The sequence below is a fragment of the Plasticicumulans acidivorans genome, assembly GCF_003182095.1.
Classification (GTDB): Bacteria; Pseudomonadota; Gammaproteobacteria; order Competibacterales; family Competibacteraceae; genus Plasticicumulans; species Plasticicumulans acidivorans.
Window position 1 is genome coordinate 1 of sequence record NZ_QGTJ01000004.1, and the last position, 20,995, is coordinate 20,995.

The 20,995-nt window shown below is 67.8% G+C and carries 19 protein-coding genes, 1 pseudogene and 1 riboswitch; of the genes and pseudogenes, 9 read left to right on the forward strand and 11 right to left on the reverse strand.

Annotated elements, in window-relative coordinates; genetic code table 11:
• The 5 genes and pseudogenes from glyA to C7443_RS07875 all read right to left on the reverse strand — a co-directional run.
• Positions 1-134: pseudogene (gene glyA / locus C7443_RS07855) on the reverse strand (serine hydroxymethyltransferase); the annotation flags it as partial.
• Between the two features lie 187 nt (positions 135-321).
• A riboswitch (glycine riboswitch) is annotated at positions 322-413 on the reverse strand.
• A 97-nt stretch (positions 414-510) separates the two neighbouring features.
• Entirely contained in the window at positions 511-951 is a 441-nt protein-coding gene (locus tag C7443_RS07860; RefSeq protein WP_146213263.1) for a hypothetical protein, read from the reverse strand.
• Positions 952-1,115: 164 nt separating this feature from the next.
• A complete protein-coding gene (locus C7443_RS07865; RefSeq protein WP_110018053.1) occupies positions 1,116-1,553 on the reverse strand; it encodes a YbaN family protein in 438 nt (145 codons plus the stop codon).
• Between the two features lie 160 nt (positions 1,554-1,713).
• Positions 1,714-2,325, reverse strand: coding sequence for a hypothetical protein (locus tag C7443_RS07870; RefSeq protein WP_110018054.1), 612 nt, complete (start codon positions 2,323-2,325; stop codon positions 1,714-1,716).
• A gap of 533 nt (positions 2,326-2,858) precedes the next feature.
• Positions 2,859-3,788: a LysR family transcriptional regulator gene (locus tag C7443_RS07875; RefSeq protein ID WP_110018055.1), complete on the reverse strand. Its 930-nt coding sequence runs from the start codon at positions 3,786-3,788 to the stop codon at positions 2,859-2,861.
• Between the two features lie 104 nt (positions 3,789-3,892).
• Between C7443_RS07875 and C7443_RS07880 the strand changes: the two genes are divergently transcribed.
• The 3 genes from C7443_RS07880 to C7443_RS20605 all read left to right on the forward strand — a co-directional run bounded on the left by C7443_RS07880 (position 3,893) and on the right by C7443_RS20605 (position 5,707).
• Positions 3,893-4,294, forward strand: coding sequence for a tautomerase family protein (locus C7443_RS07880; RefSeq protein WP_110018056.1), 402 nt, complete (start codon positions 3,893-3,895; stop codon positions 4,292-4,294).
• Positions 4,291-4,731, forward strand: coding sequence for a cupin domain-containing protein (locus C7443_RS07885; protein ID WP_110018057.1), 441 nt, complete (start codon positions 4,291-4,293; stop codon positions 4,729-4,731). Before C7443_RS07880 ends, C7443_RS07885 begins: the two co-directional genes overlap by 4 nt.
• 358 nt (positions 4,732-5,089) lie before the next feature.
• Positions 5,090-5,707, forward strand: a complete 618-nt coding sequence (locus C7443_RS20605) for a DUF3011 domain-containing protein (protein ID WP_110018058.1) — start codon at positions 5,090-5,092, stop codon at positions 5,705-5,707.
• A 4-nt stretch (positions 5,708-5,711) separates the two neighbouring features.
• On the opposite strand, the gene C7443_RS07895 is transcribed toward C7443_RS20605, so the two are convergent.
• From C7443_RS07895 to C7443_RS07910, 4 genes are all read right to left on the reverse strand, one after another.
• The gene (locus C7443_RS07895; protein ID WP_110018059.1) at positions 5,712-6,794 is read right to left on the reverse strand and encodes an ADP-ribosylglycohydrolase family protein; all 1,083 of its coding nucleotides are present in this window, start codon (positions 6,792-6,794) and stop codon (positions 5,712-5,714) included.
• 42 nt (positions 6,795-6,836) lie between these two features.
• A complete protein-coding gene (locus C7443_RS07900) occupies positions 6,837-7,838 on the reverse strand; it encodes an LLM class flavin-dependent oxidoreductase (RefSeq protein ID WP_110018060.1) in 1,002 nt (333 codons plus the stop codon).
• Between the two features lie 87 nt (positions 7,839-7,925).
• Positions 7,926-10,517: an AMP-binding protein gene (locus C7443_RS07905; protein ID WP_110018061.1), complete on the reverse strand. Its 2,592-nt coding sequence runs from the start codon at positions 10,515-10,517 to the stop codon at positions 7,926-7,928.
• Complete coding sequence (locus C7443_RS07910) at positions 10,477-11,445, reverse strand: uroporphyrinogen decarboxylase family protein (RefSeq protein WP_110018062.1); 969 nt, start codon at positions 11,443-11,445, stop codon at positions 10,477-10,479. The genes C7443_RS07905 and C7443_RS07910 overlap by 41 nt, the downstream gene beginning before the upstream one ends.
• Positions 11,446-11,858: 413 nt before the next feature.
• Between C7443_RS07910 and C7443_RS07915 the strand changes: the two genes are divergently transcribed.
• From C7443_RS07915 to C7443_RS07930, 4 genes are all read left to right on the forward strand, one after another.
• A complete protein-coding gene (locus tag C7443_RS07915; protein WP_246004596.1) occupies positions 11,859-12,761 on the forward strand; it encodes a transporter in 903 nt (300 codons plus the stop codon).
• Positions 12,762-12,930: 169 nt separating this feature from the next.
• Positions 12,931-13,821, forward strand: coding sequence for a helix-turn-helix domain-containing protein (locus C7443_RS07920; RefSeq protein WP_110018063.1), 891 nt, complete (start codon positions 12,931-12,933; stop codon positions 13,819-13,821).
• Between the two features lie 283 nt (positions 13,822-14,104).
• Positions 14,105-15,736, forward strand: coding sequence for a flavin-containing monooxygenase (locus C7443_RS07925; RefSeq protein WP_110018064.1), 1,632 nt, complete (start codon positions 14,105-14,107; stop codon positions 15,734-15,736).
• 80 nt (positions 15,737-15,816) lie between these two features.
• The gene (locus C7443_RS07930) at positions 15,817-16,869 is read left to right on the forward strand and encodes an alpha/beta fold hydrolase (protein WP_110018065.1); all 1,053 of its coding nucleotides are present in this window, start codon (positions 15,817-15,819) and stop codon (positions 16,867-16,869) included.
• 60 nt (positions 16,870-16,929) lie between these two features.
• On the opposite strand, the gene C7443_RS19860 is transcribed toward C7443_RS07930, so the two are convergent.
• The gene (locus C7443_RS19860; RefSeq protein ID WP_146213264.1) at positions 16,930-18,024 is read right to left on the reverse strand and encodes a hypothetical protein; all 1,095 of its coding nucleotides are present in this window, start codon (positions 18,022-18,024) and stop codon (positions 16,930-16,932) included.
• 42 nt (positions 18,025-18,066) lie between these two features.
• On the opposite strand from C7443_RS19860, the gene C7443_RS07940 reads away from it, so the two are divergent.
• Together C7443_RS07940 and C7443_RS07945 are read left to right on the forward strand one after the other, a co-directional pair.
• On the forward strand, positions 18,067-19,125 hold the full coding sequence (locus C7443_RS07940) for a competence protein CoiA family protein (RefSeq protein ID WP_211346182.1): 1,059 nt from the start codon (positions 18,067-18,069) through the stop codon (positions 19,123-19,125).
• Between the two features lie 27 nt (positions 19,126-19,152).
• Positions 19,153-19,767, forward strand: a complete 615-nt coding sequence (locus C7443_RS07945; protein WP_110018068.1) for a nuclease-related domain-containing protein — start codon at positions 19,153-19,155, stop codon at positions 19,765-19,767.
• Positions 19,768-19,823: 56 nt separating this feature from the next.
• Here C7443_RS07945 and C7443_RS07950 read toward each other — a convergent pair whose 3' ends face one another.
• Entirely contained in the window at positions 19,824-20,831 is a 1,008-nt protein-coding gene (locus C7443_RS07950) for an AraC family transcriptional regulator (RefSeq protein WP_110018069.1), read from the reverse strand.
• Positions 20,832-20,995: the final 164 nt, after the last annotated feature.

Below are 20,995 nucleotides of genomic sequence, written 5' to 3' on the forward strand. Positions count from 1 at the left end.
ACCGAGCCCTGGGCTTCGAGCACGCGCGGGCTGGCGTAGTTTTCCGAGGCGATCAGCTCGATGTGCGCTTCCTGGCGCTCGGCTTCGGACTGCATCGAAGCGAACAGCTCGGCGTCGTAATCGGCAATGTTCATCGACTTGTGGAACACGGGGGCATCTCCTGCAAACGGTTGGCTACGGTGCGCGACATGCGGTGCGAGCCGCGCGACGGCGTTCGAAACGATGCCCCTCTGTCCGTTTACCTGAGAGATTCAGGGCGCCGGCAGGCGGCGTCCTCTCCTTCGGTGGGTCGTCGACGCGACCGCTCTCCAGAGCCGACCATGTGTTCCCGCGGTCCTTTTGCCTGAGCGTTTTCGGGCACTTGCGCCTTCGGCGCCGCATGCCGGGCATGCGGTCTCTCCCGCGGGAGCGGGGCGGATGTGTCCATGTGGACCACGCCTCAAGCTTAGCCGAGTGCCCCCGGCGCACTTGCCGGCCGGCGTCGAGGACTTGTCTGCGCGCGACGGCGCTTCAGACCACGCACAAGTGAAAGCGCCCGCCGCGCGCGGCGACCGGCTCAAGGATGCTCAGCACTTCGGCCACCTCGCTGCGCAGCGCCGCGGTGTCGGCGGCGTTGCAGCCCGGCAGCACCCCGCGCAGCAGCTGGCTGCGCAGCGCGCTGAAGGTTTCCAGCCCGCGACTGGCCGCAAACCAGCGGTTGTCCTCGACGCGCAGCGGCAGGCCGGTGAGCGGATCGAGCAGGAATTCATCTTCCTCGGGCTCGCCGCAGACCTCGTCGCACAGCCGGTACTCGTAATTGGCCTCATCGACGAAGGTGATCAGCGGCAGCACGCCGAGGCGGCTGCAGACACCGTCGAGCGTGCCGGAATGGCGAAACAGCAGCGGCCGTTCACCGGGGTGATTCGTCATCGTCCAGTTCTCGCAGGTCTGGACCCAGTAGCTCAGGTTCATCGTGGCGAATCCTCCGCAAGCCACGACGAAAGCCGACAGTGCGTGCTGGGCACGGCCGGCCTTCATCAGCGGTTTCAAATGCTTGTAATGAGGCAGTCAGCCGCGGGCGGCGCTGCGGGTATCGTCATGCAAGCATCGAACCGCTTGCCTCCCGGCGGTGCGGCTCAGCCTTCCGGGCGGCTGGCGAACCACACGCTCGCCGTCGCCCAGGTGGCGACCAGTGCGGCAAGCGCGAAGGACGGTTCGAGCACCAGCACGCTGCCGGCGAGGCTCGCCGTCATGCCGCCGATGGCGATGCGCTTGGCCGGGCGGCGGACGACGCCGTAGCAGAGGAAGTCGCGCAGCGTCGGGCCGAAGCGGCGGTGTTCGAGCAGTGGCGTGGCCAGTGCCGGCCGGGCCCGCACCAGACTCCAGGCCGCGACCAGCCAGAAGGCGAGCGTCGGCAGCAGGGGCAGCACCAGCCCGAGCGCACCGAGGGCGAACATGCTCACGCCGAGCGCCAGCAGCAGGCCGCGCGCCAGCGGCGAGCGCACCGGCCGGTGCGCCGGACAGGCCGCGAGAGGGCCGAGGTCGAGGCTGGCTGAATCGAGCGTGGCGTACATGGCGGCATCTCCTGAAGACACACGGCGCAAACCCGCGCAGCCGCGCGAGTCCCGACGGTACGGCCGTCGGCATGGCTACAGCGTGCTACAGCTGAACGCCTAGGTGAAATTGATTGTTTTTAGTTGTTCGATAGTCATTAGCTAAATTAAACGACTGCACTCACAGCAGATCGCGACGGATGCGCCCGGCCCAGACGGCGGCGTTCGGCAGCTGCATCTGCAGTCCGCTGCTGTGGTAGGCATGGGTGCTGAAGTCCTCCGGCAGGCGTGCCCAGTTCTCCTCGCCGCAGGGTGTGCCGTCGCGCGAAACATTGACCCAGCCGCCGGCGCGCACGCTGAGCACCTCGCCGGCGGGCATGTACAGGTGCCACAGCGGCTCCTCGGGTTCGAGCGGCTGGGCGCTGAGGCGGCTCGATGCCTCGAACAGGAACGAGGTCGCTCCGGTCGTCGCCGAGGTGTGGATGCGCGTGAGCTTCTGGCTGTCGAGCCGGTCGAGCGCGTGGGCGATGCCGGCGGCCGAGCTGTCGTTGTGGGCGATCAGCTCGCCGGATTCCTCATAAGTCCAGTTACAGGCGTACAGCCACAAACGCCATTCGCCACGCACGCTGATCTTTCGGCGCCGCTGCGATGGCAGCGCGGCGTGCGGATTGCCGTCGCGGATGTCGAGCCGCGGTGTGCCGAATTCGAGGGTGACGAAAGCGCCCTGATCGTGACGTACCCCCCAGCAGGGTGTGCCGATCAGTTGCGAGAGCGTGGCGGAGAGCTGTTTCATGAGAATTCCTTGTGCGGCGTGAATCGCGGCCGGCGCCTGGGCCGGAGTTGCGGCACGCTCGATCCGCGAGCGTGGCCGCAGGTTCGTCACGCTACCGTGTGGCAGGTTCATCGCCTGTCACGCAGCTCACAGTTCTGTCCCCTCTGCAATGAGAAATCGCGTGCACAAACGCCCGGATAGGTGCAATGCGTACGCACATGTACAAAACTCGGCCCGCCCGCCGGTGCTCTCGTGCGGCAGGTCTGTCGAGTCCTGCCGCATGGCGGTGGCTGTGAACGTCGCCGATCCTGGCAATCCCGGCTGCAGCGCGGCGGGTCAACGCGGTGCGGGCGCTTGCCATCGAGCCCGGCGTCGGTCAGGCGAGCCATGGCACCTGCTGCCCGCCCACGTGACCCGCGCCGCCGTGGATGATGCCCCGCGGCCGTGCGCGGCCGGATTTCACCGGCCCGCGGCGGGCCTGCGACTGCGCCGCCTGAGCCGGCGGCCCGCGCGGCGGTCACGCGGCACACCGCGCCCGTGTGCCGCTTCCTGCCTCAGCCAGGCAATGCTTGGAACGCGTCGCCTGCGGGCGGCAGGTACGTGGCGGGCAGGGTTTCATGCAGGGCCTGGCGGATGATCGCGGCCAGATGTTCGCCGAGCGGGCCGATGTCCGGGGCGGCCCGCTGCAGCACGAGGCCGAGCGACGGCAGCTCGGGCAGGCCGTGCCGGGCCGGGTCCAGCACACGGACCGAGGGCGGATGGCTGACCGGCGTGCGCAGCGCGATGCCGAGGCCGGCCGCGGTCGCTGCCCATAGTCCGCCGAGGCTGGGGCTGACGAAGGCGATCCGCCATGCGAGCCCCTGTCGGTCGAGCCGTTCGCAGGCCAGCGTGCGCAGCAGGCAGGGCGCTTCGAGGGCAACCAGCGGCAGCGGTTCGCCGCTGTGCGCAGGCCAGGCGTTCTGCCCGCCGGCGGCGCCGAGCCAGCAGAGCGGCAGCGTGGCCAGCCGCTCCGCGGTCGCGGCGGTGCCGTCATCCCAGCTCAGCGCCAGATCGAGCAGGCCGGCGGCCATCTTCTCCTTCAGTTCGCCGTTGCGCGCGATGCGGCCTTCGATCTTCACCTTGGGATGCGCGCGCGCGAAGCGGCCCAGCACATGCGGCAAGACCGTCTCCCCGAAATCTTCCTGCAGGCCGAGCCTGATCCAGCCTTCCAGCTCGATGCCGCGCACGGCGCTGAGGGCCTCGTCATTCAGGCTGAGCAGGCGGCGCGCGTAGGACAGCAGCGCTTCGCCGCCGTCGGTCAGGCTCAGGCCGCGTCCCGCTCTGCGCAGCAGCGCAACGCCGGTCTGGTCTTCCAGTTTCTTGAGCTGCGCGCTGACCGCGGAACTCGAACGCCCGAGCCGGTCGGCGGCGCGGGCGAACGAGCCGGCATCCACGCCGGCGACGAAGCTGCGCAGCGCATCCATGTCGAGATTGGTGAGGCGCACTGCAATCGTCCTGTTTTTTAGGATTGAGTATTAAAAATAATCTGATTTTCGGGACGATCGTGTGGCGCCACCCTGCGGCTGTCAACACTCAGCGGAGCATTGCCATGCCATTCACCCGAATCTCACTGCTGGCGGGGAAGTCCGCCGACTATCTGGGCGCCGTGGCGGACAGCCTCGACCGCGCGCTCGTCGAATGTTTCGAGGTGCCGGAAAACGACCGCTTCGTGGTCATTCATCAGCACCGGCCGGAGGAGCTGCGCTTCGACCGCTGCTACCTCGGCGGTCCGCGTTCGGATGACTTCGTCCTCTTTCATATCACCACCGGCAAAGCCCGCACGCCGGCGACCAAGCGCGCGTTCTATCGCCGGCTGGTCAGCCATCTGGCGCAAGCGCCCGGCGTCCGCCCGGCGGACGTGATGGTGGTGCTCGCCCACTCGACGCTCGATGACTGGTCGTTCGCCTCCGGCGTCGCCGCAGCGGCTTTGCAGGAGGGCGCCGACCGATGAGTCATCCGTCCGCATCCAGCCCATCACTGCCCGCCGTGATGACGATCCGGCGTGCCGGCAGCGGTATCGTGCCGGTCGCCGCCGGCATGATGAGCGGGCCGTTCCTGATCCAGAGCCTGTTTCCGAGCGAGGCTGAAGGCGAGATGACCGCCCTGCGTGTGTTCGCCGCACCCGGTGCGGTCTCGCACTGGCATGCGCATCCGTGCGGGCAGATCCTTTTCGTCGTGGATGGCGTGGGACGGGTGCAGCGCGAAGGTGGCGAGATCAGCGAGGTGCGCGCCGGCGACTGCATATGGTTCGCCGCCAACGAGCGCCACTGGCATGGTGCGGCGCCGGGCAGCCCCTTCAGTTATCTCAGCGTTCAGCCGGTGAAGGATGGCCGCGCGGTGCAATGGTTCGAGCCGGTGGCGCCCGACGGGTTCGCGCGCACGCCATGAGCCTGCTGCTGTCGCCATCGCTCCCTGTCGAGTGAATCGCGGAGCGACAGAAAAAGCTGCCGCGCGGCTTGCGGCAGTGCGTCGCGGCGATTCTCCAGAGCGGCTGGCGCCGCGGTGATGCTCCAGGCGGCTGGCGCGGCGGTGTCGCTCACCCGCGGCGGGGCGGCAGGCGTTCGCGCCGCTGCGCGGTCGGCCGCTTGTCATCCTGCCGTGGTCGTCGTGCTCACGCCGGGCGGCGTGGTTTTCTTGTGGTCGGGAGCTGGCCAGCCGGCGCGCAGCCAGTACCCTTGGCGTAGCTGCGCCGTGCCCGGTGTGCAGTCGGCGCAGACCCCGCTTTTGCCACGGAGAACTGTTCAAGATGTATCAGAAGGCTTCTGTTTCATGTGCTCGGCTGCGCCGTTACGGCCTGGTGCTGGGCTGCCTGGGCAGTCTGCTGCTATGGAATGCACCCGCCGCGGCCGATACGCGGCTGCGCTGCGAGTCCGTCGACAACGGCACCACCCGCTGCCCGGCCGATACCCGCGACGGCGTGCGCCTCAGCCGCCAGCTCAGCCGCGACGACTGCGAGCAGGGGCGCAGCTGGGGCTATGACCGCCACGGCATCTGGGTCAACGACGGCTGCCGCGCCGAATTCATCGTCTACGACGGACGGGGCGGTCGCGGCTATGACGATGACAACCGCCGCCGCGACGACTATCGCCAGGACGATTACCGTGACGACTACCGCCGCGATCCCTATCGCGACGATTCGCGTGGCGGCTACGACGATCGTCGCTCGGGCCGGCAGACGCTGCTGCGCTGCGAATCGCAGGATCGCGGCTACACGCGTTGCCGGGCGCGCATCGGCTCGGGGGGCGTGCGTCTGGTGCGCCAGCTCTCCGACAAGCGCTGCGAGTATGAGCGCAGCTGGGGCTTCGATCGCGACAACATCTGGGTCGACAAGGGCTGCCGCGCCGAATTCGTCATCGAGCGCTGAGCGCTCAGCCGCTGATCTGCGCCGCCAGCTGTCGGCTCAGCGCCAGCAGCGCGGCGCCGTCGGCCAGACCGTCGATGAAGCGCGGCGGAATGCCGCCGAGGCCGCTTTGCGCCCCGGCCAGCGCGCCGGTGAGGATCGCGCGCGCCTGGTTCTGTCCACCGCCGTTGACCGCGTGCAGCACCGCAGACTCGAAATCGCCGGGGAAGCGCGCGGCGAGGTAATACGCCGCCGGCAGCTGGTGGTAGATCGCGCAGGGCATGCCATAGACCAGGGCCGCCTTCCACGCCGGCTCGATGCGGATACCGGGGTCGACGGCGGCCGCGGCGACGCAGCCGGGGGTGAGCAGCGCATCGGGTGAGGCGAACTGACCGACGCGCGCCGGCAGCGGCCCGCCGGGCGCCGGCGGTTGCAGCGCCGCCACGGTGACGGCGTGGAACGGCAGCTCGCCGGCCTTCACCCGCGCCATCAGCCGGGCCGAGATGCCGGCATCGAGCGCATGACCCTGCACCAGCTCGCCGAGCACCGCACAGTAGGCGACGCTCAGCGCGACCACGGTTTCATCACACTGGGTCAGCAGCGTGTTGGCGGCGACGTGCCGGGCCAGCGCCGCCGGCGCCAGCGCGTAGCGCACGGCGATCGCCAGCGCCCGCTCGACCGCCTCGGTGGTGTCGGCATGGCCGGCGCACTCGCCCCACGGCCGCTGCTCGCGCACGCGGCGTTGCCAGGCTTCGCGGATCGACTGGCTGGTGTAGCCGCCGGGGCCGCAGTACGGCGTGCCGTCGAGCTGCGGGAACAGCTCCTCGTCGAGCCGCCGGCAGAAGTCGGCCTCGTCATAGCCGCCGCAGGCGACCAGCGAGTGCAGCGTCAGTGCCAGCAGATGACCGGCCTGCGACAGCTCGCCGGCGGCCAGGCCGGCGTGGTAGCGGCCGGCTTTGGGCGCACGGTAGTCGTCGATCCATGCGCCGTAGTCGCGGTGCAGTTCATCGAGGTCGTAATACCAGTGCGGGCCGAGGGCGAGGGCATCGCCGATGAAGGCGCCCATCAGCGCGCCGCAGACGCGCTCGTGCAGCGATTCGGCAGGGGACATGAGCGGACTCCTCGGCAAGCGCTTGCCGGTGGCGGGGCGGGGTCAGTCGCGGCAGGCGGCCGCGGCGATGTCGAGCGCGCGCAGGCGCAGCGGCGGATCGAAGATGTCGCAGACCAGCATGAACTCGTCGGCCCCGCTGCGCTCGGCGAGTGCGGCGAGGCCTGCGCGCACCGTCTGCGGCCCGCCGATCACCGCCGCACCGAGGAAGTCCTCGATCGCCGCACGTTCGCGCGGCGGCAGGCCGTCCATGAACTGCTCGCGCGGCGGCGGCAGGCGGCGGCGTTCGCCGCGGACGATGCCGAGCACGCGCTGCTGCACGCTGCTGGCGAGGTAGACAGCTTCCTCGTCACTCGGCGCCGCGACCAGCGGCACGCCGATCATCACGTAGGGGGCGGCGAGGTGCGCCGACGGGCGGAAGTGGCGGCGGTAGATGTCGAGCGCGGTCGGCAGCATGCGCGGCGCGAAATGCGAGGCGAAGGCGTAGGGCAGGCCGAGCTGTGCCGCCAGCTGCGCCGAGAACAGGCTGGAACCGAGCAGCCAGATCGGTACCTCGGTGCCGGCGCCGGGCATGGCGATCAGCCGCTGGCCGGGCGCGGCCGGTGCCAGCAGGCGCTGCAGCTCCTCGACCTCGCGCGGGAAGTCGGCTTCGGTCTCGACGCGCTCGCGGCGCAGGGCGCGCATCGTCAGCGGGTCGGTGCCGGGGGCGCGGCCGAGGCCGAGGTCGATGCGCCCGGGGTAGAGCTCGGCCAGCGTGCCGAAGGCTTCGGCGACCACCAGCGGCGCATGGTTGGGCAACATGATGCCGCCGGAGCCGACGCGGATCTGCCGGGTCTGGCCGGCGATGTGGCCGACCAGCACCGCCGTCGCCGAGCTGGCGATGCCGGCCATATTGTGATGTTCGGCCAGCCAGTAGCGGCGAAAGCCGAGTGTTTCGGCGTGCTGCGCACCGCGCACCGCGATCGCCAGCGCATCGGCGACGCTGCCGCCCTCGCGCACGGCGACCAGATCGAGCATGGACAGGTGAATGTCTGGCAAGGCTTTCATCGCAAAACTCCCGGCGTTTGCTGTATTCGGCTTTGGACTCACGGTAGTGCGGCATCCGGCCGGGTAGAACCCAAATCGTTGCATCGCTCAGGAGCGTGGCGGCATATCGACCCGGTGCGCGGCGGGTGGCAGCAGGCCCATCTGCTCCAGCAGGAAACGGCGCAGCCGCGGCTCGTTGGCGGCATCGAGCAGCTGGCCGTGGCCACCGTCGAGGCGACAGATGCGGACGCTGTCGGCGTGTGCACTCCAGCCGAGATCGGCCGGCAGACGCCATTTCTCGGTGAGGCCGGCCTCGGCGACCAGCACGCCGATCGCGCCGGGGAGGTGGCCGGGCTGCCAGCGGCTCAGCTGTCGCTGGCGCAGCAGCGCGCCGAGCTCGCTGGCGAGTCCGTGCTGCGGTGCCGGGCGGGTCCGCCGCAGCAGGTATTGCAGCAGGCGTTCGGCCGGCGCGGCGGGCAGGGCGCGTTCGAGCAGGCGCAGCGTTTTGCGCCGCAGGGCGGGGGCTTCGCGGCCGCTGAGGATGCGGCGGATCTGGCGCAGCCGCCCGCCGAGGTGCAGGCGTGGCGACGCCGCGTAAGCCGGTCCCATGTCGCCGACGCTGAGGCTGGCGACCGTGACGCCGGCCGCGTGCAGCCGGCAGGCGGTGTCGAAGGCGACGCAGGCGCCGTACGACAGCCCCAGCAGGTGCAGTGCCGTGTCCGGCGCCAGGGCGCGGATCTGTGCCGCCGCGGCGGCTGCCTGGGCCTCTGGCGTCGCTTCGGTGCTGGCATCGACCACGATGTGGTGCACGTCGAGCTGTTCGCGCAGGCCGTGAGCGAATTCGGCCAGCCGCGGAAAACCGGGGGAGAGCACGATGAGGCACGGCCGGCCGTCGGTGAGGGCGGCCAAGGCTTGCGACAGGGCAGCGAAGGTCTGCTGACGGTGGACCAGCGCGATCGGCAGCGAGCGACCGCAGGCTTTTTCGAGCAGGGCCAGCAGCCTCATCGCCGCCAGTGAATCGCCGCCCTGATCGGCGAAGCTGCACTGCGTGTCGATCGGCCCGTGACGGCGCAGCGCGTCGTTCCAGCATGCCGCCAGCCGCTGCGGCCAGGGCGCATCTGCCGGCAGCTCGCTGCCGGCCGCCGGTGCCGGTGTCAGCTGCTGCTTCAGCCGCTGCAGATCGGCTTTGAAGTTGGGCAGGCTGGGAATGCGTTCGAGCCACTGGAAGTGCGTCGGCACGCAGGCTTCCGGCAGCGTGCGCCGCAGGGCCTGGCGCAGTTGCGATTCCGGCTGCGGCGTGCCGCACAGGCAGGCGACCAGTTGCGTCGCCTCGGCGGCGCCGAGCGCCAGCACGACGGCATCGCGCACGCCGGGCAGACGACGCAATTCGGCCTCGACGGCGCCGGTTTCGATGCGGTGGCCGCGGATCTTGATCTGGCCGTCCTTGCGGCCGACGAATTCGAGCAGGCCGTCGGCGCGTTCGCGGGCGAGGTCGCCGGTGCGAAAGCAGCGCCAGCCGGGGCGCTGCGGCGCATCGCGAAAGCAGCGCTGGGTTAGCGCCGGCTGGCGCCAGTAGCCGCGGGCGATGAATGGGCTGCAGACTTCGACCTCGCCGATGTCACCGCGCGCGACCGGTATGCCCTGCGCATCGAGCAGGCGGACCTCGCGCTGCGGCAGCGCGTGACCGACCGGTACCAGCGCCGTCTGTACGCGCGCGGCATCGACGAACCAGTGGCGATAGAGCGTGGCGCATTCGGTCGAGCCGATGCCGTTGTAGATCAGGCAGTGTGGCGCAAAGCTGCGGTAGAACAGCGCCAGGTCACTGGCGAAGAAGCGATCGCCGGCGACATAGGCGAGGCGCACCGTGGCCAGTGCTGCGGGCGGCGGCTCGCTTTGCAGAAAGGCGCGCAGCAGCGGCGGAATCGCGTGGAACACACTGAGCCGCTGCGCGGCAACGATGCGGGCGAGTCCGGCGAGCCCGCAGGCGTGGATGTCGATTGCCACCAGCGTGGCGCCATTGAGCAGCGCGGCGTAGATGTCGCGGATCGCACCGCTGACGCTCGGCGAATACAGCCAGCTCAGGCGATCGCCAGCGTGCAGGTGAACCGCCAGGCTGTATTGCATGACGTCATGCAGCAGGCCGCGCTGATCCTGATAGACGCCTTTCGGCTGCCCGGTACTGCCGGAGGTGTAGATGATGTAGGCGATGCTGTTGGCATGCCCGCACGGCGTCGGCAGCGGCTCGCCGTCGAGCGCATCGATGTCGATCATGCGGCAGGCGGCCGGTGCGGCGCTGAGCCAGTGGCGGGTGCTGGCCGTGCAGATCATGCAGTCGACGCCGGCCTGCGCGAGGATCAGCCGGTTGCGCTCGGGCGGGAACGCCGGGTCGAGTGCGACATACGTCCGCCCGGCGGCCAGGGCGCCGAGAAACGCCGCCGCCAGCGCACCGCCGGCGGGCAGCAGGATCGCCACCGGAGCCGTGGATGCGCTGAGCTGCGCCGCCAGGCACAGCGCTGTGTGCTGCAGCTGCGCGTAGCTCCAGACGCGGCCGTCGGTATCGATGACCGCGGCGTGCCCGCCCGCCTGCTCGACGCAGGCGCTGAAGCGCGCGAACAGCGGGCGGTCGAGATCCGTGGCGTCCCACGGGGTGGCGCTGAGTTCAGTCGGACCGTGATGATCGAGCGGCAGCGTGGCGGGCATGGCGAATCCAGGTGGCGATGCGGGCAGTGGGGACAGCGAGCGGGACGACGCAGGGGCCTGTCAACAGCGCCGTGCGCTGGCCGAAGCGCCGCAGTGCTGCGGCGATCGCGGCGTCGACGGCCGCGGCATCGTCCCAGATCGCAAAGGGCAGGCCGATCGCCGCCGCCAGCCGGGTGTGCCGGCGGTAGGTTTCGGGCGTGGCGTTGCCGGGTTCGAGCTCGTAGTGGATCGTCCAGTGGCCGTTGCTCGGCAGCGCTTCGAAATGTACGCCGCTGCCATGCACATGCAGGACGTTGCCGGCGAAATCGGCACAGGCTGCCAGCGTCTGCAGGTCGCTGTCGCGCGCCCAGCTGCGATACAGCGGCAACGGCACCAGGGCGTCGCTCATGTGCTGCGCGGCAAGGTAGATGCCGTCGACGCCGGCTTCGGCGTAGGCCGCGATCAGGGTCTGCGTGGCCGCCGTCAGCGTCGCGAGGCCGGCCTGCACCGCCTCGCCGGCATGGCGCAGATGTGTCTGCAGGCATTCGCTGCCGGCCAGCATCATGGCCTGGGTCAGCGGTGCGAACACCGTCGCCAGCAGCGGCCGCTGCGGGTCGAGTGCGCGGCGCACGCGGCGTGCGGCCTCGACTATGGCGCGCTCCTGCGTCGTCAGCGCGGCTGACAGCCGTGCCCAGTCCGCCGGCTGCTGCACTGCGCGACTGAGGAAACTGCGCCGGCCCAGGGCATCGCCCTGCCAGACGCCGTGGACACCGCGACCGGCCACCTGGTAGTGGCCGGCCGGCATCAGTTTGACCAGATCGCACTGGGTGGCCTGCTGGAACGCCAGCGTCGCAGCGACCAGATCCTCGGTGCATTCATCGGCGCCGGGGTGATGCTTCCAGAACGCCACCGGTGAGCTCGTGCGGGCGTTGAGCAAGGAGCTTGGCATCTTGGTTCGACTCCGTGAAAAGCCAGACTTGCGCCTGCATGACTCTGGGCGAAATGCGCCGTTTTTGCTCGCTTACCGTCGGTGGCCGCGCGGCGGAGTATGGCCGGCACCGTTTCGTTCAAGGAATTGCCCAGATCGTTCAAGACCACCGGCGGCGCGCTTGCCTAGTGTCGGTTTTACAGCTTTTCGCGCATGGCGAAACCAGAACCGCTATTTGCACCATTGTCCGTGCCGGCGAGGGCGGGCTGATGGGGAGGTAGAACTCACGTTTGCATGAAAGGCCCGCTGCCGCCGCCAGCGTCCGCGGGTCGCCGGATACATCCAGAAAGCCGCCGCGGCAGAGCCACCGCAGCGGCCGTCACGCTGCGACGTGACTGAAACAGGCTCGACCACCACCAGAAGAGGGAACCCCCATGCTGCGTTTCATCGACAGCAGTCTGCGGCCGCGCGCGCTCGGCGCCGGCCTCGCTCTGGCGCTGAGTGCGCTGCTCCCGCAGCCTGCCGCCGCCATCGACGTCGCCCCCGGCGACTACACCGCCGCGCCGCCCGGTACCAATCTGGTGCTGGTGTATTACCAGTTCGCCCATCGCGATGCGCTCTATGCCGACGGCGACAAGCTGCCGGGCAAGAATTCGCTCGATTCCACCGTCGGCATCCTGCGTGCGGTGCATTTTGCGCAGATCGGCGGCTACACCATCGATCCACAGATCCTGCTGCCGTTCGGTCGCCTCAGTGCCAGTGACGATGCCTCGGCGCTCGGCAGCAACAGCGGTTTCGGTGATCCGATCCTGGCGATGACGCTGTGGCTGCTCAACGACGCGCAGAGCGGGCGTTATTTCGGCATCGCGCCGTACCTGTTCCTGCCCTTCGGTCAGTACGAGCGCAAGGACGCGCTCAACCTCGGTGAAAACCGCTGGGCCTTCGCGCTGCAGGCCGGCTTCATCACGCCGCTGTGGAGCAAGACCAAGCTCGATCTGACCGCCGATGCCAAGTGGTTCGGTGACAACAACGACTACGGCGCGGGCAGCGCGCGGCTGGAGACTTCGACGCTCTATCACCTGCAGGCGGCGCTGCGTTTCCAGGTCAGCGACAAGCTCGAAATCTCGCCCTATCTGTCGTGGCGCTACGGCGGTGAGAACCGCGTCGACGGCCACAAGCTCGACGATCGCACCAACACCACCAACTTCCTGCTCAGTGCCACCTACCAGGTGACGCCGAGCGATCAGCTGCAGCTGCAGCTCGGCCGCGATCTCGATGTCGACAACGGTTTCGAGGAGCAGTCGCGGATCAATCTGCGCTACATGAAGGTGTTCTGAGCCGGCTCGCGCCCGCTCCCGGCCGCGCGTTCGCGGCCCGTTGCGCCGCGCCGTGGCCTGCCCGCATGGCGCGGGCGCCGGCGGCGTCCCCCGGCGAGCGCCGTGCCACGTTGCCGGGAGCTACTCCCACTTCTACTTTGAGCGTACGTTTTTCGGGAGGCGGCAAAACATGGCCTCACTTATCACGCCCGAGCAGTTGCCGATCTGGGTTCCGGGCAAGGTGCTGTCGGCCAGCGACGATCTGGGCTGGAAAGATGTCAAGCAGCGCACCTACTGCTACCGCGGCCTGGACGTGCCGATTCCGCCGATGGACCACTACATGCTGGTGCGCTACCGCAGCGGGCAGACGCCGATGGACCGCTGTTTCGACGAGCGCTGGACGCGCACCTCCTGCGCGCCGGGCGACATTTCGCTGCTGACGGTCTCGCAGCCCTCGCACTGGCACTGGACGCAGGACATCGTGGTGTCGCACGTCTATGTATCGCATGCGCTGATGGCGCGCGTTGCCGACGACATGATGGAACGTCCGGTCGCCGAGGTGCGCCTGCACGATCTGCTGCGCGCGCAGGACCCGACGCTGATGGCGATCACCGACGCCGTCACCCAGGAGGCCCAGGGCGCCGGCATCGGCGGGGCGCTGTACGTCGAGGCGCTCGGCGTGCAGCTCGCGGTGCACCTGCTGCGCCACTACGCCAGCGTCAGCTACCGCGAGCCGCAGGCGAAAGGGCGGCTGTCGCCACTGCAGCTGCGCCGTCTGCAGGAGTTCATCGAGGCACGGCTGCACGAGAACCTCAGCCTCGATGAGCTGGCGGCGGTCGTCGGCCTCGGTGTGTGGACGTTCAGCCGGCGTTTCCGTGCCTCGCTCGGCTGCGCACCGCATGCCTATGTCGTCTCCCAGCGCGTGCAGCGTGCGCGCCGGCTGCTCACCGACGGCGCACTCGCCGTCAAGGAAGTCGCCTCGCTGTGCGGCTTTTCCGATCAGGCGCACATGACGCGGGTACTGCGTGCCCGCCTCGGCACCACGCCGGCCCAGCTGCGTCAGGCGGCCGCGCCGCGCTGATCGTCCCGCCCTGGTGCCGTTCGCCGTCGTCCGCCAGCCCCTGCCGCGTGCCGCTGGCGGGCTCGGCGGGTGGTCGGCGGCAAAATGTGCAAATGCACATTTTGCGTTGTTTTCCCGACGAATAACGGCGTGATCGCGGCAGAACGCGATCGTTCAAAGAATCGCCCGGAACCTTCAATACCCGCCGCCGGGCGCTGCGTAGTGTCGTTCCCCAGGCGCCAGCGCCGTGCCCGCCGCGCACGGCTCGCCTGCAACCACCACGCAAAAAATAAGGAGACGACCCATGACCGCCACCACTCAGGTCGAAGCGCAGAAGCCGGCCAGTTTCGATGCCGTGATCGTCGGCGCCGGCGTTGCCGGCATGTATCAGCTCTACCGGCTGCGCAAGGAGGGCTTCAAGGTCAAGGTGTACGAGGCCGGCGACAATGTCGGCGGCACCTGGTACTGGAACCGCTATCCGGGCGCCCGCGTCGACTCGCAGGCCTACATCTACCAGTACTGGTTCTCGCAGGAGCTGTACAACGAGTGGAACTGGAGCGAGCGCTTCCCGGCGCAGCCGGAAACCGAGCGTTACCTGAATTTCGTCGCCGATCGCTGCGATCTGCGCAAGGACATCGAGTTCGGCACCCGCATCGAATCCGCCCGCTATGACGAGGCGACGCAGCGCTGGACGATCACCACCAGCACGGGTGAGACCGTCGATGCGCGCTTCTTCATCACCTGCTGCGGCATGCTCTCGGCGCCGCTGACCTCGACCTTCCCCGGCCAGGAAACCTTCAAGGGCCAGGTGTTCCACACTGCGCGCTGGCCGAAGGAGCCGATCGATTTCGCCGGCAAGCGCGTCGGCATCGTCGGCACCGGCGCCACCGGCATCCAGGTGATCCAGACCATCGCCAGCCAGGTCGGCCACCTCAAGGTGTTCCTGCGCACGCCGCAGTACATCATTCCGATGCACAACCCGAAGTACAGCGACGCTGACCGCGCCGAGTACAAGGCGCGCTTCAACGAGCTGCGCGAGCGCGTGCAGCACACCTTCGCCGGCTTCGACTACGACTTCGAGCAGAAGCCCTACGCCGAGCTGAGCCCGGCCGAACGGCGGCAGGTGCTGCAGGGGCTGTGGGACGACGGCTCGCTGGCGCTGTGGCTGTCCTCGTTCCAGGAGATGTTCTTCGACCCGCAGGTCAACGAGGAGATCTCCGAGTTCGTGCGCGAGAAGATGCGCGAGCGCCTGAACAATCCCGAGCTCGAAGCCAAGCTGATCCCCACCAGCTATGGCTTCGGCACGCACCGCGTGCCGCTGGAAACCAATTACCTCGAAGCCTATCTGCGCCCCAACGTCGAGATCGTCGACGTCAAGGAAGCGCCGATCGAGTGCGTGACGCCGGAAGGGGTGAAGACCGCCGACGGCAAGCTCCACGAGCTCGACATCCTCATCCTCGCCACCGGCTTCGATGCCGGCACCGGCGCGCTGACGCGCATCGACATCCGCGGCCGCGGCGGCCGCTCGCTCAAGGATGACTGGAGCCGGGACATCAGCACCGCGATGGGGTTGCAGGTCCACGGCTACCCGAACATGTTCACCACCGCCGCACCGCTCGCGCCCTCGGCCGCGCTGTGCAACATGACCACCTGCCTGCAGCAGCAGGTCGACTGGATCACCGACTGCATCCTCTATATGCGCCGCCGGGGCCTGAGCGTGATCGAGCCGACGCAGCAGTTCGAAGCGCAGTGGGTGGCGCATCACGACGCCATCGCCAACGCCACCCTGGTGACCAAGACCGACTCCTGGTACATGGGCTCGAACGTCAAGGGCAAGCCGCGGCGGCTGCTGTCCTACATTGGCGGCGTCGGCCACTACCGCCAGCAGTGCGATGAGGTCGCCGCCAAGGAGTACGAAGGTTTCGAGCTCGCCTGAGCGGCAGCACGGCCACCTTCGTCGGGCCCGGCCGCCGCGCTGGCCGGGCCTGCGCACTCGCCTGCAGGAGAGACTTCCCCATGACCGACCACCCGTACTACGGCCAGGCGCTGCACGGCCCCTACGAACTCATCGACATCGGCACGCTGGAGCTGGAGGAGGGCGGCGCCATCCCGCACTGCCGGCTCGCCGTCGCCACCCACGGCCAGCTCAACGCCGCCCGTGACAACGCCATCCTGATCCCGACCTGGTACTCCGGCACCAGCAAGATCATGGAGCAGGTCTATATCGGCTCGGCGCGCGCGCTCGACCCGGAAAAGTACTTCATCGTCATCGTCAACCAGATCGGCAACGGCCTGTCGACCTCACCGCACAACACCCCCGGCCCGCTCGGCCGCGCCAGCTTCCCCAGGGTGCGCATCGGTGACGACGTGCGCGCGCAGCATCGTCTGCTCACCGAGCACTTCGGCATCGACTCGCTGGCACTGGTGCTCGGCGGCTCGATGGGGGCGCAGCAGACCTATGAATGGGCGGTGCGCTATCCGCAGATGGTCAAGCGTGCCGCGCCGATCGCCGGCACCGCGAAGAACACCGAGCACGACTTCGTCTTCGCCGAGACCCTGATCGAAGCGATCACCAGCGACCCGGGCTTCCAGAACGGCGACTACGCGCAGTCGAGCGACGTCGCCGCCGGCCTGCAGCGCCACGCCAGGCTGTGGACGGTGATGGGCTGGAGTACCGACTTCTTCCGCGCCGGTCGTCATCACGCGCTGGGGTTTGAGTCGATGCAGAGCTTCGTCGAGCAGTTCATGTGCGGCTACTTCGGGCCGATGGACCCGAACGACCTGCTGTGCATGGCCTGGAAGTGGCAGCGTGGCGACGTCAGCCGCCACACCGGCGGCGACCTCGCCGCCGCCCTCGGCCGCATCCAGGCCAAGACCTACGTCATGCCGATCAGCCACGACATGTTCTTCCCGCCGGCCGATTGCCTGCTCGAACAGCAGCTGATCCCCGACAGCGAGTTCCGCCCGCTCGACTGCATCGACGGCCACCTCGGCCTGTTCGGCACCGACCCGGCCTGCATCGACCAGCTCGACGCCAACCTGCGGGAGCTGCTGGCGACGGCGGTGTGAGGCACTGATCGCGGGCAGGGCATGCGGCCGCCGGCTGGGACAGCGACGGCCGCATGCGGGCTAGCGCAGCCGTCGGCCGGAGCGCGTGACGTGATCGAAGCTCCACAGATGTTCGCGCGGTGCCTCGTAACAGCGCCCGATCAGCCGCCCCGGGTAACGCCAGCCGCCGCCCTCGACACCGACATATCCACCGCAGATCGGACAGCTCGCCGAATACACGGTGAGCCGAAAGCTGCGGGGGCTTTGGGGATTGACGCGGTGGCGGCCGTCCGCCCGGCTGAGTTCGAGCAGCAATCCATCCACGCACTGAAAGCCCGTGAGAATGAAGGGTGAGGGGATGACTTTGTAAATGCTGATTCTGATGAACGGGATGACAAATATGGCGAGGATGATGGCAGGGATCAGTCCGTAATAAAAAACCTGGATTTGCCAGAGTCTGGGCGTGTTTCCGAGCCAGTGAATAAGCCACATGTGAATGGAAATGATGGCCCAGGTCATGAGTGGAAAGTAACCGGCGCAGAAAAGCAGTTTAAATCTGCGGTGGCGATGGCCGATGAGTTCGAAATTTTCCAGCCAGCGGGCCCACGGCGGCAGTTTGCCGGCACGGGCCGTCGTGTATTCGATGCTGTCCGCATGGCAGTCTAATGGCGTGCTGCCAATGGCGGCTTGCAGCGGGCTATATGTTTCCGCCGTCGCTGATTCTGCCGGCATGGTACTTAATCGATAAAGTGTGAATTGCCCAGCCCCGCCAGGTGACTGGATTTTTTCCAGTGTTGGCAGCCAGGATTTCTGCAGGTTTCGGGCGTGCTGTTGCAGCCCTGTGAGGTGTTCGGGCAGTTGTTTTTCAAGTTTGCGCCATTGTGCACTGACCCATTTCGTACGTTCCGCATCGTTGCTGAATGTTTTGCGGATGTTGCCGATGGTGGGCATGTATTCGGCGAGATCGTTCGAGTTGAACGTAATGTTCGATAGCGGTACGCCGGCAGCGGCGAGTGTCCGGGTTTTTTCTGCAATGGCTTGAAACAGCAGATTTGGCAGGTATTCGTTGTCGCGGTTGATCTCGGCAAGAAACGAACATGCCACCTCGGCAGCATCGAGTACGGCCTGCAAATCCTCGGCAGTTTCGACGGTTACCCCCTCACTAACCCCGTTCATACCCGGTTCCCCCGGCCCTGCGTGGTGTTGGATCGGCACAGCATGCCGTGGACGCCGACTGGGCGCCGCATTCGGGATGCGTGGGGGATCGGCATGGGGGCGAACGGTCGGCGTGAGCCGCGCTTGAGCTGGGGGCTCGGCGAAGATGGGCGCCTGCACTTCATCGAGGACGTCGAGCGCGGTTTGGCATGCGCCTGCCGCTGCACGCAGTGCTCAGCGCGGCTGGTCGCCCGCAATGGCGGGCGTGAACGGGCGCATCATTTCGCGCATTACCAGGTCGGTGTGTGTATTGGTGCTGCTGAGTCGGCATTACATCGCTTGGCAAAACAGATCATTGCTGAAGCGATGCGTCTGCGTTTGCCGGAGTTGCGGCTGAGCGAATTGCAGCAAACGAAAATGATGGCTGTTGCGGAGCAGGTTCTTTGGCCGTCACGGATGTTTGCGGCGCACAGCGTCGATGTCGAATGCTCTTACGCAGGCTGTGTGCCTGATCTGCTGTTACGCGATGCCAGTGGCGAATGGCTGGTCGTTGAAATCGCAGTGACGCATTTTGCTACGGAGGAAAAAACCGCCCGTTTGAAGTCGGCCGACGTCATGAGCCTGCAAATAGATTTGAGCCGGCTCGATCGACAGATTTCACGTAAGGACTTGACTGAAATACTGATCGACGGCGTCGAATATAAAAGCTGGCTGCACCACCCGCACGAAGCTTCGATGCGGGAAGCGATCAATGTTCCCTTGCCGCAATGTGTGCAAACGCCATGTGCCCCGATGATTTGTGATCCGGAACACAGTTTGTGTGGCCCTGATAGCGCAGAAGAAAACGATTTTATCCATCGGGACTTGCTCGCCGGTTTTACGGCAACGGCTGATTGGCTGACACCACAGCCCGCTGGTCTGGGGCGGCGTTTGCTGATGCTTTATCGCATCGCCTGCCAGGCGGGCGAGCATTCGTCGTGGCCGTCCCCTTTGGTGCTGCATGCGGAAATCCGCGCCCGGCTGGAGGCTGAAGCGCGTTGCGGCGACCGCGACGCTCAGCGGTATCTGCAGTTGGAACAGGAACGCAGCACCGCGCACCCAGCGCACCGCGATGCCCCATGACGGATTGCATTTCGAGGACTGTTGCTCATGGATACACGTGCTCTGCTCACCACCACGCTGCTCAGCGTGGCGAAGTCGCTCTGGCCGCTTTTACTGGTGGCCGTACTGGTCGGCCTGTATCGCCTGTTCCGGCCGCAGATCAAAGGCTGGTTCGGGGAATACCTCGTGTATCGGAGTCTGCTGCGCGAGCTGCCGGCGGCTGGCTATCGCGTGCTGCACGACGTGACCCTGGCGCTCGGTGCCGGCGATACCACGCAGATCGATTACATCGTCATCGGCCCGGGCGGGGTCACCGTGATCGAGACCAAGCATTTCAGCGGCTGGCTCTTCGGCGATGCGCGCGAGGCGCAGTGGACGCAGGTGATCTACCGGCACAAGACACGTTTTCAGAATCCGTTCCGCCAGCACTGGAAGCATGTGCAGGCCCTGCGCGAGCGGTATGAGCTGCCGGCCGAGGCGGTGCACTCCGCCGTGGTGCTGCTCGGCTGCGAATGGAAGGCGTCGGAGCGGCCGCAGGGCTTGTCTCTGAGCGCTGGCGAGCGGCTGCGTGGCGTGCGTGCGCAGCCGGCGGGGGGCTCAGTCCGGCGGCCGGTGCGCGGCTCGCCCAGCGCATCGAAACGCAGCGCCTGGCGCCCGGCCTGAAGACGCAGCGCCGGCATGTGCGCAATCTGCGTAACCGTCATCGCTGACGGCCGGTTTCAGCGCCCGCCCCGATACGCCCCCGGGGTGCTGCCGGTCCAGTTGCGGAAGGCGCGGTGGAAGGTGGTGGCGTCTTCGAAGCCGAGGTCGGCGGCGATGACGGTGATCGGGGCGTTGGAGCCGCAGAGGCGGCGGATGGCGACGTCGCGGCGCAGTTCGTCGCGGATCGCCTGAAAGCCGGTGCCTTCGGCCTGCAGGCGGCGTGACAGCGTGCGCACCGACATGTGCAGGGCGCGGGCGACGCTGTCGGCGCCGAGTGCCTGGTGCAGGCGCGGTTCGAGGTATTCGCGCACGCGGTGGCTGACGATGCGCTCGGCGAACGAGGAGAACAGCCAGTCGCCGGGCGCGCGCTGCAAAAACGCCGACAGCGTGCGCCGGTCCTGGCGGATCGGGCTTTCGGCGTCTTCCTGCGCGAAATACATCGCCGTGCGCGGCTGCTCGAAGTAGGCCGGGCCGGGGTAGAGGAAGACGTATTCCGAGGCGTGCGCCGGGCGCGGGTAGGTGAAGTCGATGCGCGCCAGCGGGATCTTGCGTCCGACCAGCCAGGAACTGACGCCGTGGATCACGCGCAGCAGGATCTCCTGGGCGAAGGTGCGGGCCTCCAGCCCCGGCTGCCAGGGCTCGAAGACGATGCGCCAGGTGTCGCCGTCGTGTTCGAGCTCCAGGCGCAGATCGTCGAGCACCAGGCGGAAAAAGCGCGTCAGCCGGTACAGCGCGGTGCGCAGGCTGGCGGCTTCGAGCATGCCGCTGCAGAGGAACTTCAGCGTGCCGCCGCGCACCGGGCGCGAGAACAGCCCGGGCAGTTCGTCGTCGAGCGCCCGCGCCAGCGCGCGGTACAGCGTGGCGAACTGGTCGGTGGTGACGCGGGCGGCGCTTTCGTCGAGCAGGGCGGCGGCGATGCCGGCATCGCGCAGCAGCGTGGCGCGGCTGTCGGCGGCGAGCGTGCTGCCGGCGAACAGCTGATGCACGAAATCGATGGATACGGTGGCGTTGATTGAGTCGACCATGTCGGCCTCCTGCAAGGCGCAGCATTGTGGCCGATATTGCAAGTATTTCGGCCAGCGATGCAAACACACTGCTCCGTCCAGCTTCTAGGATTCTCCTCACAATCAGTTAATTAAGTGCACAGCTCGGAGAGCATCGGGCATGAGCACACATCAGAGCGCTGGTC

What these genes read in the sequence shown, in the direction of transcription:
- C7443_RS07895 (WP_110018059.1), bottom strand. Translation starts at nt 6,794, where the DNA reads ATGTCCCCTGCCGAATCGCTGCACGAGCGCGTCTGCGGCGCGCTGATG.
- C7443_RS20605 (WP_110018058.1), top strand. Translation starts at nt 5,090, where the DNA reads ATGTATCAGAAGGCTTCTGTTTCATGTGCTCGGCTGCGCCGTTACGGC.
- C7443_RS07945 (WP_110018068.1), top strand. Translation starts at nt 19,153, where the DNA reads ATGGATACACGTGCTCTGCTCACCACCACGCTGCTCAGCGTGGCGAAG.
- C7443_RS07905 (WP_110018061.1), bottom strand. Translation starts at nt 10,517, where the DNA reads ATGCCCGCCACGCTGCCGCTCGATCATCACGGTCCGACTGAACTCAGC.
- C7443_RS07915 (WP_246004596.1), top strand. Translation starts at nt 11,859, where the DNA reads ATGCTGCGTTTCATCGACAGCAGTCTGCGGCCGCGCGCGCTCGGCGCC.
- C7443_RS07865 (WP_110018053.1), bottom strand. Translation starts at nt 1,553, where the DNA reads ATGTACGCCACGCTCGATTCAGCCAGCCTCGACCTCGGCCCTCTCGCG.
- C7443_RS07860 (WP_146213263.1), bottom strand. Translation starts at nt 951, where the DNA reads ATGAACCTGAGCTACTGGGTCCAGACCTGCGAGAACTGGACGATGACG.
- C7443_RS07940 (WP_211346182.1), top strand. Translation starts at nt 18,067, where the DNA reads ATGCCGTGGACGCCGACTGGGCGCCGCATTCGGGATGCGTGGGGGATC.
- C7443_RS07925 (WP_110018064.1), top strand. Translation starts at nt 14,105, where the DNA reads ATGACCGCCACCACTCAGGTCGAAGCGCAGAAGCCGGCCAGTTTCGAT.
- C7443_RS07880 (WP_110018056.1), top strand. Translation starts at nt 3,893, where the DNA reads ATGCCATTCACCCGAATCTCACTGCTGGCGGGGAAGTCCGCCGACTAT.
- C7443_RS07950 (WP_110018069.1), bottom strand. Translation starts at nt 20,831, where the DNA reads ATGGTCGACTCAATCAACGCCACCGTATCCATCGATTTCGTGCATCAG.
- C7443_RS07885 (WP_110018057.1), top strand. Translation starts at nt 4,291, where the DNA reads ATGAGTCATCCGTCCGCATCCAGCCCATCACTGCCCGCCGTGATGACG.
- C7443_RS07870 (WP_110018054.1), bottom strand. Translation starts at nt 2,325, where the DNA reads ATGAAACAGCTCTCCGCCACGCTCTCGCAACTGATCGGCACACCCTGC.
- C7443_RS07930 (WP_110018065.1), top strand. Translation starts at nt 15,817, where the DNA reads ATGACCGACCACCCGTACTACGGCCAGGCGCTGCACGGCCCCTACGAA.
- C7443_RS07900 (WP_110018060.1), bottom strand. Translation starts at nt 7,838, where the DNA reads ATGAAAGCCTTGCCAGACATTCACCTGTCCATGCTCGATCTGGTCGCC.
- C7443_RS07920 (WP_110018063.1), top strand. Translation starts at nt 12,931, where the DNA reads ATGGCCTCACTTATCACGCCCGAGCAGTTGCCGATCTGGGTTCCGGGC.
- C7443_RS07910 (WP_110018062.1), bottom strand. Translation starts at nt 11,445, where the DNA reads ATGCCAAGCTCCTTGCTCAACGCCCGCACGAGCTCACCGGTGGCGTTC.
- C7443_RS19860 (WP_146213264.1), bottom strand. Translation starts at nt 18,024, where the DNA reads ATGAACGGGGTTAGTGAGGGGGTAACCGTCGAAACTGCCGAGGATTTG.